General features: G+C 53.9%; 12 protein-coding genes. 4 read left to right on the plus strand and 8 right to left on the minus strand.

Translation table 11 applies throughout. The annotated features are described in order from the left end of the window. The first annotated feature begins 446 nt into the window (after positions 1-446). Positions 447-734 carry a hypothetical protein gene (locus tag EYA77_RS03265; RefSeq protein ID WP_342764969.1) on the plus strand — a complete coding sequence of 96 codons (288 nt, stop codon included), beginning with the start codon at positions 447-449 and terminating at the stop codon, positions 732-734. Here the strand turns inward: EYA77_RS03265 and comE are convergent. The 8 genes from comE to EYA77_RS03305 form a co-directional block, all read right to left on the minus strand. Next, positions 632-1,747 carry a sulfopyruvate decarboxylase subunit beta gene (comE, locus tag EYA77_RS03270; RefSeq protein ID WP_095642469.1) on the minus strand — a complete coding sequence of 372 codons (1,116 nt, stop codon included), beginning with the start codon at positions 1,745-1,747 and terminating at the stop codon, positions 632-634. The genes EYA77_RS03265 and comE overlap by 103 nt on opposite strands. Next, positions 1,744-2,982 carry a cysteate synthase gene (locus tag EYA77_RS03275; protein ID WP_095642468.1) on the minus strand — a complete coding sequence of 413 codons (1,239 nt, stop codon included), beginning with the start codon at positions 2,980-2,982 and terminating at the stop codon, positions 1,744-1,746. The genes comE and EYA77_RS03275 overlap by 4 nt, the downstream gene beginning before the upstream one ends. Continuing rightward, a complete protein-coding gene (locus tag EYA77_RS03280) occupies positions 2,983-4,209 on the minus strand; it encodes a methanogenesis marker 16 metalloprotein (protein ID WP_095642467.1) in 1,227 nt (408 codons plus the stop codon). Continuing rightward, complete coding sequence (locus tag EYA77_RS03285; RefSeq protein WP_167815860.1) at positions 4,206-4,832, minus strand: (Fe-S)-binding protein; 627 nt, start codon at positions 4,830-4,832, stop codon at positions 4,206-4,208. The genes EYA77_RS03280 and EYA77_RS03285 overlap by 4 nt, the downstream gene beginning before the upstream one ends. Further along, positions 4,832-5,542: a GTP-binding protein gene (locus EYA77_RS03290; protein ID WP_095642465.1), complete on the minus strand. Its 711-nt coding sequence runs from the start codon at positions 5,540-5,542 to the stop codon at positions 4,832-4,834. The genes EYA77_RS03285 and EYA77_RS03290 overlap by 1 nt, the downstream gene beginning before the upstream one ends. Then, a complete protein-coding gene (locus tag EYA77_RS03295) occupies positions 5,539-6,330 on the minus strand; it encodes an ATP-binding cassette domain-containing protein (protein ID WP_095642464.1) in 792 nt (263 codons plus the stop codon). The genes EYA77_RS03290 and EYA77_RS03295 overlap by 4 nt, the downstream gene beginning before the upstream one ends. A 938-nt stretch (positions 6,331-7,268) precedes the next feature. Then, positions 7,269-8,699, minus strand: coding sequence for a replication factor C large subunit (locus EYA77_RS03300; protein ID WP_167815861.1), 1,431 nt, complete (start codon positions 8,697-8,699; stop codon positions 7,269-7,271). Between the two features lie 89 nt (positions 8,700-8,788). After that, the gene (locus EYA77_RS03305) at positions 8,789-9,547 is read right to left on the minus strand and encodes a TrmB family transcriptional regulator (protein WP_042698412.1); all 759 of its coding nucleotides are present in this window, start codon (positions 9,545-9,547) and stop codon (positions 8,789-8,791) included. 168 nt (positions 9,548-9,715) lie between these two features. Here EYA77_RS03305 and EYA77_RS03310 point away from each other — a divergent pair, with 168 nt between their 5' ends. From EYA77_RS03310 to EYA77_RS03320, 3 genes are all read left to right on the plus strand, one after another. Then, on the plus strand, positions 9,716-10,711 hold the full coding sequence (locus EYA77_RS03310) for a methanogenesis marker 2 protein (protein WP_042698415.1): 996 nt from the start codon (positions 9,716-9,718) through the stop codon (positions 10,709-10,711). Further along, complete coding sequence (gene mtxX / locus EYA77_RS03315; RefSeq protein WP_167815862.1) at positions 10,708-11,463, plus strand: methanogenesis marker protein Mmp4/MtxX; 756 nt, start codon at positions 10,708-10,710, stop codon at positions 11,461-11,463. The genes EYA77_RS03310 and mtxX overlap by 4 nt, the downstream gene beginning before the upstream one ends. A gap of 170 nt (positions 11,464-11,633) precedes the next feature. Beyond that, complete coding sequence (locus EYA77_RS03320) at positions 11,634-11,837, plus strand: histone family protein (RefSeq protein WP_011832869.1); 204 nt, start codon at positions 11,634-11,636, stop codon at positions 11,835-11,837. The last annotated feature ends 33 nt before the right edge of the window (positions 11,838-11,870 follow it).

Below are 11,870 nucleotides of genomic sequence, written 5' to 3' on the forward strand. Positions count from 1 at the left end.
CGCGTGGCCGGGACGGCGGAACGAAAAATGCTGGAAAACCCGCGTCGCGGGTTTTCTTTAAAGATTCTCAAATCTTTGTAATAATTATGCAGATTGGTTTTTAATCAGGAGAAAACCCGCGACGCGGGTTTTCCAGCATTTTCCACGCTGGCGTTCCGTCCACGCGGAGCCGATGAGGCGAAGCGTAGGAACGCGGCCGAGGAGTGAAACGACGAGGACAAGAAGACAGCGTAAGGAAAATGCGATTCGCGTAGATTCGCGATTATTCGCGGTGGGATATCTCATGTATCTAAACTTATGTCATACCCTTCACGAATTGAATTGAGAGCACACCGCGTAACTCCTATCAAAAAAAAGAAAAGTTCCTCTGGACGTCAATGATCCGCCAGTCTGAGTTCGTGACGCTCGAGGTATTTTCCGAAGGTCTTTGTGTGCAGTGCATGCATATGGGGCCCTTCGATGACGAGCCGGCGACGCTTGAGATGATGGATGCCTTCATCCGCGAAAACGGTTTTGTCCATGACTTCGCCGGCCGCCGGCATCATGAGATTTATCTCTCGGATCCGCGAAAGACCGTGGCCGGCAAAATGAAAACCATTCTCCGGGTCCCGGTAAAAAAAAGTGTGAGCGGTTATCCGGTTTCCCGGATGAACTGTTCCACTCTGCTGCGGATCTCTTCGGGGGAGAGGGGAATATTCGGCGATGCAGAATTTCCCGGGCGGATGAGCAGATGAACGAACGAAGTTCCTTTGACCACGGCGCTGGATATCTCGCCCGGGGTCGCGGCCCGTTCGACCGAGCCGATCCCCGCCGCACGTGCGAGCATCCCGATATCGGCGGTTTCATACGCCGGACTGATCTGATTCCCGGTGCTGCCGAATGTGCCGTTGTCCAGCGCCAGTATATGCAGATTTTCGCATTTCTGTGCTGCGATCACCGGCAGAACTGCCGAGCCGAGCAGACTTCCGTCTCCGTCTATCACATACACGGGCGTTTTCGGTGAAGAAAACGCACAACCGAGCCCGATCGCGGACGCCTGCATGTAGCTTCCGAGCATGTAGAAGTTCCCTGTCCGGTCCTTTGCCGCAAAGAGTTCCTTGGAAGGAACCCCGATGTTGGAGATGATGACCGCGTTTTCCGGAACCGAGGAAACGATCTCTTTGATCGCTTCAAGCCGGGTGAGCTCCGGTTCGGCGTATCCCGGCAGGAAAAATGTCCGGTCCGGAAGCGAACGTTTCGGGTATGTGATGGGCGCATCCTCCTGAGGGTCCCAGCAGGACGGAAGGATCAGGGCGACATAGGGCGTCTGCTCTGCAAACGCACCTCTGATGACCTCTCTGATCCCTTCCAGATCCTCCGCCGATCTGCAAATCCGGTAGGGAATGTTGTACACATCCAGCAGTTTTGGGAGGGGAGCATTGAACGGGATCTGAGCGCAGATCTTCTCATCGCACACGCCGCGCCAGCTTGCCAGGATCGGCAGAGGGAAGTGATACACGCAGGAAAGCGACAAAAGGGCGTTGAGCATATTCCCAAGCCCCGAGCTCTGGATCGAGACGAGCGGACGTTTGCCGGCGAGGACTACCCCTGCCCCGATCCCGACCCCGTCCTCTTCGCGGGCAAGGTCGATGACCGGGAACTCCGTTTCTAATAGCGCAGTGAACCGCTTGTTTTTATCGCACGGCAGCGAGGCGACCATGTCAACTCCCTCTTCGTGCATGATCTGAAGGACCGTCTCTTCGTTCATAATGCCGGCACCTCTCCTGGATCGACAGTTCTGTAAACGCCTATCTGTGCAATCTCGCAGTCCTTTTTCACCCGCTGATATCCCCCGCCGGTGATATTCAGCAAAATGCTCGCATTTTTCCGGATGGAGCCCTCTTCGGCGGCGGAGATGAGGGACGCAAAGGCAACGGCGGCGGCAGGATCGATGTCGATCCCGTTTTCCGCTTCGGCGAAGATTTTGGCGGCACTCGCCGCATCGCTGTTTTCTACGGCATACATCCGCCCGCCGCAGGATCTCATCGCATCATACACCCCGCCGCGGATCCCGTAGGGGGGCGTACGGTTGGTCAGGACATGGGCGGATACCGCGTTGATGGAGGCCTGCGCATTCGGCATATCCTCATCGAGAATATGATCCCTGCCGGCATTCCATGCACGGACCATTGGAACGAACGGAAGATTTTGTGAAAGATGGAGCTCAGGGAACACACTGCCGAAGCGTCCGTCTCCGATCAGGCGGGCAGTAGCTTCCCATGCGGCGATCCCTCCGGTGCCTGAGCCGACCGCCTGGAAGTAATAGTCGGGCAGTTTTCCTATCGTGACGGCGGCATCGAGCATCACACAGCCCATCCCGTCCCGTCTGGCGATGTTTTTGCCTCCGCCTTCCGGGAAATATCCCGGGGCTTCGCAGATCTTATCGGCCGTTTTGATCGCGTCGGTGTAATCGCCGCGGACCGTGATAAGCCGAATACTGCTGTGATCGAAGTATCCTGCGGTCCAGAGCTTGTCGGCCGAACTTTCCGGTACGACTAAAACGACAGGTGTCCCGAATTCCGCTGACATCTGGGCAAACGCCCGACCAGTGTTTCCGGCGGATGCCACGACCAGCGTTCCCCCTCCTGCCTCTTTCAGTCGGACGATCGTCGGCAAAGCTTCCAGCTCCTTGAACGAACCGGTCGGCACATAACAGCCGCATTCCGGATAGTAGCCGGTAAACGTGATCCAGAGGTTCGGCAGTCCGAGTTCGCGGCAGAGCTCCCGGTTTTGAAAGGTCACGGGCCTTGATCGTGTCGGGACCGAGCCGCGGACTGGGAGCCAGTCACTGAAACGGAATACGCCCGGCAGATTCTTCCGGACGGTCAACTGCGCGGCTGTATATTCTGCACGGACAAAACCCGGATGATTGGGGCAGGCAAGGGTATAATGGTCTTCGAGAAGTTCCCCGCCGGCAAGACAGCGTAATACATAATCACCCATCTAAAACCTCCATTCTCCGGAAGAGATCCGGTCACGAACCAGGGCAGCCGCCCGGTCTCCCCGCACGCGGTCGGACTGGCGAAGACCGATTCGAATATCCGCATCGGGAATATGCAGCGTTCCTGCGTTTGCGGAAAACACCTGATGTCTGCAGACGGTCACGCAGGTCAGGCAGCCCATGCATGCTTTGCCGATCGAGAGGTCGGGCCGGATCGCCGCGACCGGACAGAGATCTTTCGCGCATTCCGTGCAGTCATCCACGCAGCGCGAAGCATCGACACGGACCCGTCGGCCGGTGTTCTGCCAGATATCCGCGTAGGTCGCGGCCGCGAATGGAGTCCTGTTCTGGATGTCGGCGACCGGCAGCGGGATATCCTCGTCGAGAACACGGAGAGCATTCAGCGTTTCGTCATCCAGTACAGGGATCGCGGTCCCGATTGAAGTCAGGCATTCGGCGCCGAGCGCGGTCACAAAACCGCCCATCATATCGGGATGCATGCCCCGCATATCCGCAGAGAGAGAAAGATTCGGTTTCTGCGGCGACGATCTCGTCCCGCACCCAAGGATCAGACCAGGGCCGCCGTTTACGAGTGCTGCCGCTCCGGGGATGTGATAGCGTAATTCCGGATCATTTTCGAGCGGGTTGATCTCCCCGCATCCGGAAACGGACGCGCTCTGCAGATTTGGCTTCATAGGGAAGGTCGAAAAGATCGTGGAGATCTCTTCTTCACTCCGGTTCACAAACCCCATATAATTTTTGAATGCCCCGCGGGTGACGATCAGTCTGGCAGAGGACATATCATTCAGACCTACCTGACGGCGGATCGTTCCCGTGTCGGTAACGATCTCTGCGGTGACCGGCTTTCCTGCGGCAAGATCAGAAAAAAGGTGTCCGCCGCCGTATGAGGGATCGTGTTCTGCATGGGATGTCCCATACACCATACAATCGACATGCCCGTTGCTTTCATTCGGACAGGGGCCGATGAACGCCGGGACCCCGTTCAGCGTCATGGAGACGGCATACCGGAAGGTTCCAGGCGCTCCGGCCTGGAACGCGAGAACCGCGGATGTCCCGGACATCACCCCAAATGTTCCGCAGGTCACCACGTCCACGTCGTCCGGTGTGATGGTTTCTCCCTTGCGGATACGTTCCTTGAGGGTTTTTGCCGTCATGACGACCGCGGTTTTGTCGGCGATTTTCCGGTTGATTTCTGCAAGCGTTTTCATAATATCACGATCCCCTCCACTCTGACGTGGAGGCCGTAGGATTTCTGCAGGATCATATTGACGATACCGGTGTGCGTCCGGTCCATCATACAGAATCCCGGCAGGAACGGATGCCGGACTCCAAACTGCGGGGGCCGGGCGACGACCCTGGCCACTCCCTCGAATCCGATCATATGGTACATCTTCAGATCAATGATATCAGTGTTGTCCCGGGAAAAGGCGGGACCGACCACATGGCCGGTGATCAGCCCGGTGATATGATCCGCTTCGATGACCCGAATGACATGCTGGACTGGGCATCCCGCTCCCGCCGGTCTGCCAAGAACGATATCGCCTTTTTTGATCTCCTCACGTTCGACCAGATCGGGTCGAAACGGCAGAAGGATTTTTCGTGCGGAGGGCTCGTTTGGGAGCGCGGAAATCACGAAGTCGTACGGAGCATTGCAGACATCCGTGCCGGAGTATGATGTTGCCAGTTCTCTGCAAGTGTATTTTGGAACATCCTCATGATAATACGGGCAGGCGGCAAGGTTTTTCAGGCCGGAAGCCGCCTGGCTCATGAATGCTTCGCAGCTTTCCGCTCCGCAGGCTCCGCAGTCCTTTCCCGGCGGTGTCCAGCCCATCAGTCACCCCGGTAGATACTGTCGGGAGCGTCGATTTGACGGATGACCCCGAAATGTTCCTGCCATCCGATCTCCTTTTTCCCGATGCAGATCGTGCAGACGCCAAGCGGCGGGACCCCGCGGAGCATATCCTTGTCTAACGGAGCGGGCGGCATATCCGCGATCACTTTATTGAGATACCGCATCCCGGTCCCTTGGACGGCGTTGGTTTCGATGATGTCGATATTCGGCGCGACCTCTTTGATCCGCTCGCGGAAGACCTCTTTTTCCGCCTGGGAAACAAGATCGATCTTTGTTACTACGGCCACGTCCGCGAGGGCGATCATCGGGGCCATTTTTAGCGGAGCATGCGTTCCCGACACGGCCGAGATAACGCAGAGGCCAAGCGAATTTTTGGTGTAGGGAGTACAGCGCAGACAAAGGCCCGCACTTTCATAGAGCAGATACTCGGCCCCGATCTGTTCTGCCCACTCCATCGCGTCGCGGATAACCATGATCCCCATATGATCCGGGCACATATCTCCTGAATACACTTTTTTCGTGGGGATGCCGAACTCGGCAGCGAGTTCTTCGTCTTCCCATGCCTGCACCACATCGATTTTTAGGTATGCGGCTTTTTTCGGGTCAGGCAGACTCCTAATGATCTGTTTGACAACCGCGGTTTTTCCGGCGCTTGGCGGTCCTGCTATGGAGATCAGCTTTACGTTCATGCCTGGACTCCTTCGAGCCCGCACAGGAGTTCGCCTGCACGAATGCGTTCCCGCAGATTTGTTATTTTCGCATCCATTCGGGCGATCTCCGCAAGTGTCTCCTCCTCTTCACGGCCGGGGGTCAGGATCTTAGTTACGGCACCGTTCTCCATGACGATCCGCGTTCCCGTGAGGAGAGCAACGTAGGGGTCGTGGGTCACGAAGATAATGGCCTTCTTTTCTTCACGCAGAACTTCGATGACCCGGTCTTTGAAGATGCCGGCGTTTTCCACTTCATCCAGTAAAATGATCGGCGTGTCGGAGATGATGATAGCGTCGGCAATAAAAAGCGATCTGGTCTGCCCGCCGGAAAGAGCGCTCATCCGCATATGCGGCAGGATTTTTTCTCCGGTAAACTCGTTTGCGATGCGGATGGTCTTCTCGACAATACCCTCTCCGTCCAGTTTGCGTGAACGGATATGCATTGCCAGAAACTCGGAGACGACCAGATCGGCAAGGCATTTGGTATTCTGGGTGATCATGGCGATGGGTTTTCTGGCTGGATCGCGGACCAGAGCCTCGCCGGGTTCGCTGCCGTTGATCAAAATCCGGCGGTTCGTGACGGTGTCTCCCTGGGCGAACACTTCGATGTCGTTGATGAACGCGGTTTTTCCCGAACCTGTCGGACCGACGATGGAGAACGTGTCGCCCGGGCGGATAACGATCTCATCAAATCCCTCTATTTTTCCATCACGGGTGGTTCCGGGAAGGATGGTGAGGGACTCTATCTCTGTTCGTGAAGAAGACATACCTGATACTATCAACTTGACGCATAATAATACTTTATCTCTAAGGTAGAATTGTTGGTCTTTTGAGATATCTTACGTCATAAAATTATCTTAAATATAATAAAAGAGAATCGCGTCAACTTAATTCATTGAAGCTACGATGGATTGATCAAATCATTTTCAATCAGTATTTGCCATGTGACCTGGTATTAGTGTAATTTCATATGGATTATACGAAATTATATGATAAAAGCCGAGGTTTGGTCAGCCTGAATTTGGCAGTTAGTGGAAATACCACATAATGAGCACCTCTGAGCATTTGTCATAAGCCCTGATAAACGCCCTCGTGAGTCACGTACTTTTTAGAATAGGACGTACGCGGTCTGATTTCGACCGAAAAAAAACTGAGGTACTTATGGGATGCAATGCGATTTCGTTTAAGGCATTCATGTTTCCACACCTAAAATATTTCTTCCCGAATTGAATCCACACCAACACCGCGTAACTCCTATAGAATACATCACCAATATTCCATACATTTATCTAATTATGGGGTGCGGGAGGGCGACTCCGGCGCGGAGCCCGACGCGGCGGAGATATCCCATTCCCCATGGCCCATATATGTTTTCAGGTAGTTCGAAGGAGATGGAATATTCAGGTATTACGTACGCGGTGTTGGGGGTGTATTCACTTCGGAAAGTATTAGATTGTGATCATACTCCCAAGCTGCTTCCGTTCTGACTATTCAACGACAGATTCGCTAAGCAGAACGTTAACGTGAGCCTTGGACATAAGATATTCCCACCGCGTCGGGCTCCGCGCCGGAGTCGCCCTCCCGCACCCCTTAATCAGAAAAAAGGAAAGAGATGTGGGTGAAATATATTTGCCAACTGTCAAATTCAGGTGTCACACCGTCTGCAGCCCGACCAAGCAAAAAAAGATTTTCGGGAAAAAACAGGTTAGAAAAAGTCCAGCGTCGCCTGCTTTGGGGCGAGCTTTTTTTCTTCCGGAGGTTCTTCGAGCGGCAGTTCTTCTGCAGCCGGCGGCGTTTCCGGGACGGGGGGTTCCTGCATTCGAAGTGCCTCCAGCTGCTCCTCGAGTTTTCGCATCTCCGCCCTCTTTGAAGCCGCCATTTTTTTGACCTTTGTGTCCCGTTCTTTTGCGGCCTGCTGGACTGTCTTTACCGCGGCGGCAGCGGCGGCCTTGTCATGCAGAACGATTCCCATCTGATCAACGTCGAGGTTGTGGCGTTCGCAGAATGCTGCAGGATCCTTTTCGGCAAACCGGGAAAGCAGATCCAGATACTGGCTCTGGATCTGACTCTCCGGAATACTGTATCCTTCCGCAAGCGACGCCGCGAGTGTTCGTCTGACCGCTTTTTGTTTCTTTGCGGTGCTCATCCGTTTCCAGCGGGAAGGCGGCATGATCCGGGTCCGAAAGCCGGCGCCTGCGTTTTCCGAAGCGACTCCGAGCGTCATCATCGACGTGGCATACCGCCAGAGGGTGAAATACTGGCGCCGCATCGTTCTTCCCAGATACACATCGGCCCGCGAGATCCTGCCGTATGCCCGGATCCGCCGTTTGGGGTCATGCATCAGCGGGATCGACTCCTCGATCCACTGCATGACAGAGTCGGGTTTTTCGTCGCATTCGAAGGAAAGTTTCTGCAGTTCGCGGTCCGGTGCCCCGGCAAAAACGCCGCCGACTAAATCAAAGATCGTTGCCCGTTCATCCTTTTGGGCAGTATTGATATCTCCTGCGGAGATGCTCGTCTTCCCGGTCGAGGAGCCAAACAGCATGTTTACGGCAGTACGCATATCCCCTGCCGAACTTTCCGCGATCGCTGAAAGTGCGTCTTCCCCGCAGGCGATCTCTTCGAAGCGGCAGATCTCCTTCATCCGTTTCTGCAGCGTAGAGACACCGATCGCCCTGAAAGGGACCGGATCGCAGAGTCTGCGGATCGAATCGGAAACCCCGTATGCATCGTTTGCGATCAGAACGATCGGCTGTTTTGCATCTTTCAGAATATCTGCGATCGCCCGGGCTCCCCCTCTGTCCGCATTTCCCTCGAGGTTATCCACCTCGTCGATGATGATCAGTTTTCGTCCGGCGCCAAACAGACTGGTCGTTGTTGACGAGTTTCCGGCGACCCGTTCGATGATCGCTTTCGTGCGGGCATCCGAGGCGTTCAATTCAAGAACTTCCCAGTCCATATCGCGGGCAAGAGCAAGGGCTGCTGAGGTTTTTCCAATACCCGGTTTCCCCGTAAAAAGCAGCGGGCGTGAGTCCGGCGTCCAGGTCTTGGCCCAGTCAACTATCTGTCTGACCGCGGATCCATTGCCTAAAATATCGGCAAGATGCATCGGGCGGTACTTCTCTGCCCAGTCCATGTTCGTTACTGTAGATATGGGTCGTCTGAAGATAATAACGGTTGGGAAAAGCCCGGGATCGGCAGGACGGCAGATCCTGGAAAAATATTTCAGGGGCTGATCATCATCGTGTTTTTCAAAACGACACGGGTGATGAACTCGGCGTAGATGCTGTTTTTGGTGAAAGCCGCTTCTTCTTTGCCTTCCCGTTCATATACCGAAAGCACCTCCTTTCTGTCTGCATAGATGACCTCCTTTACAGGCATCGAAAGTTTTCTCAAAAGCGGCGGCGAAAATAGGGAATCTTTTGTATCTTCATCCGCGAAATAACACTGAAAAGGAATGCTGTTCGCGGTTTTTCTGCTGCTGACGATACAGCTGACGCGGATGCGTTTTTCTGCCCGGGCAATATCTTCAGCATACAGCTGATAAAATACAGGATCATCGGAGATGATGAGAAGTTCGTTTTTTGCTGTCCTCAGAAGATAACGGATGTGATTTTCCACACCCCACCCGGTCCTGATGTTATAGGTCTGGCCGGGCTGATCTGGGCAGGCAAGGGCAGCATAGGTCTCAAGAGCCATACCCAGCATGTCATACCTGATGACTGCCTCTTTTTTCAGCCGTTCCATGGTGTATGGAATATCAGCAGTACGGTAACGGACCGGAGACCGTCTGTTTGAAATGATAAAACCCTTTTTTTCCAGAGAACCCAGTGTTTCATACACGCGTCCCCGGGGAATCAGTGTGGTCTCGTGGAGTTCTCTGGGGCTTGCAGAGTGGATGCAGGCGAGTATGAGATATATTTTTGCCTCATACTCGCTCAGCCCGATCCCTTTCAGCTGGGCTATCATATTATCTTCAAACATATACCCACATTAACAAGGTATATTTACCATACGTAACGATATAATTTATCCTGCCCTGTACCTGTTAAAACACAGATATTATCATTACAGAAGGGGAATAAATAGACAAGACACAGACTGGGGGCAGCATACCCAGTTTCTTCAATTTCAAGAGGTGATTCAACCATTATGTCTGCAGACACATATACTCCCGAATCCGTTTCAAACGCCGTCAGACAGTATGACGGAGTACGACGCAAAAAAGCAATAGGAAATCTCGTAAAAACCCTCCACATCGACAACATCGATGTCGTTGCTTCCTACGGTGAAGATGCGGCGGTGATACAGAACGGTCGTTCGGCTCTTCTTCTGGCTGCAGACGGAATTTGGAATCAGCTGATGGATCTTGATCCCTACTGGGCGGGATACTGCTCGATCCTGGTCAATATCCATGATATAGCAGCTATGGGCGGCCGGCCTATCGCGATGGTTGATGTTCTCTCTGCAAAAGATGATGAACTCATGGACAAGGTCACACGGGGCATGTGCGATGCGGCAAAAGCGTTTGATGTACCGGTGGTCGGCGGCCATCTCCATCCCGACGCCCCGCACAATGTCATCGACGTTTCGATCCTCGGGATCGCCGAGCTGGATAGTGTGATCTACAGTACGACTGCAGAACCGGGCGATGCGATCATCGTCGCGATCGATCTGAACGGCAGGATCCATCCGAATGCGGGGATGAACTGGGACTCGGTCACGATGAAGGATCCTAAACTCCTCAGGTCCCAGATCGCGGTGATGAAAACGCTCGGCGAACGTCATCTGCTGACGGCAGGAAAGGATATCTCGAATCCGGGCATCATCGGAACGCTCGGCATGCTTCTTGAGTCCAGCGGTGTCGGGGGTCTGATCGATCTTGATGCGATCCCCCGGCCGGATCTGCAGAAGCTCGGTATCGGATTTGAGCAGTGGGTCCGTATGTATCCCGGAATGGGGTTTGTTGTAACGGCAAACCAGAGTTCCGTCGAGCAGGTCTGTCAGCTGTTTAGAAAAGTCGGTATGGCCGCCCAAGTCATCGGAACGGTGACCAACACCCGCAAACTGGTTCTGCAGAAAGGAGCCGAGCAGACCACGCTCTTCAACTTCTGTGTTGAGGGCATAACCAATATTACAACTGTATGATAACGCTTGGGATAGGCTGCGGAGCTGACGCCGGAAAGGTTTTGGCTAGTGCAGAAAAGGCAGCATCAGAGGATGTCCGTGTCCTCTGTTATAGTTATCTTCCGCAGAACGAATCGGCTTATGTCGGTTCGATCTTTTCGGATCGTCCGCACGCAGCGCTGATCGATGATCTGTGCGCAGGAAAGATCGACGGCGCCGTTCGCGGCACTCTCCCGGCAAATGAGACCCTAAGATATCTGAAGACCGCATACGGGGTCCCCCGTCTGGAACGGATAGCCTTGCTGGAAACGGTACATGGCGACCGGTTTTTCCTCGCACCGGTCGGTGTTGATGAGGGGTGGAGTGTGGAAGAGAAGGCGGATCTGGTGGTCCGGGGAAGAAAACTTGCACAAAGGTTCGGCATGTCTGATAAGACCGCTGTCCTTTCCGGCGGGAGGACAGGCGACATCGGCAGACACCCGGTCGTTGACAGATCGATCCGGGATGCGATCCTGGTTGCGGAACAGACCGGCGCCGTGCACTGTGAGATTTTGATCGAGGATGCCGTGAAAGAGTTTGGGGTCATCATCGCCCCGGACGGCATATCCGGGAACCTGATTTTTCGCACACTCACGTTTCTTGGAGCCGGAATCGGGCATGGTGCGCCGGTTACGAATATTCCCGGCGTTTTTGTCGATAGTTCGCGCGCCTCGTCCGGATACGTCCCTGCCCTGAATCTGGCAGCGGCCCTGGCAAAAAATAATACCCGATAATCCTGACCCGATTGATGATCCAGGTTAAAATTGAGACCTGATCGCAAATCCGGGCATAATCGTTAAGCAGAATCTAAAATAACCTTGAAAAACCTTCTGTATGATAAAAATGGCCAATACTGGCATAGTTTTATATATTATTTTGAACCATTTTTTGTTTGAGAATAATTATGGCAGACTTACCAAAAGCAGCAGTCGTCAGACTTGCAAAGAAAGCCGGCGCAGTTCGCGTGGGCGAAGATGCAGCAGATGCATTAGTAGCAAAAGCAGAAGCCTACATTGAAGCTATCGCAAAGCAGGCATTCGAACTTGCCCAGCACGCCGGCAGAAAGACCATTAAGGCAGAGGACATCGACCTCGCCACAAAAGAATAACCAGATTTTGTGTGGTGTGCGGGTCTAAGATTC

This window comes from Methanocorpusculum sp. GPch4, from assembly GCF_012062385.1.
Taxonomy (GTDB): Archaea; Halobacteriota; Methanomicrobia; order Methanomicrobiales; family Methanocorpusculaceae; genus Methanocorpusculum; species Methanocorpusculum parvum.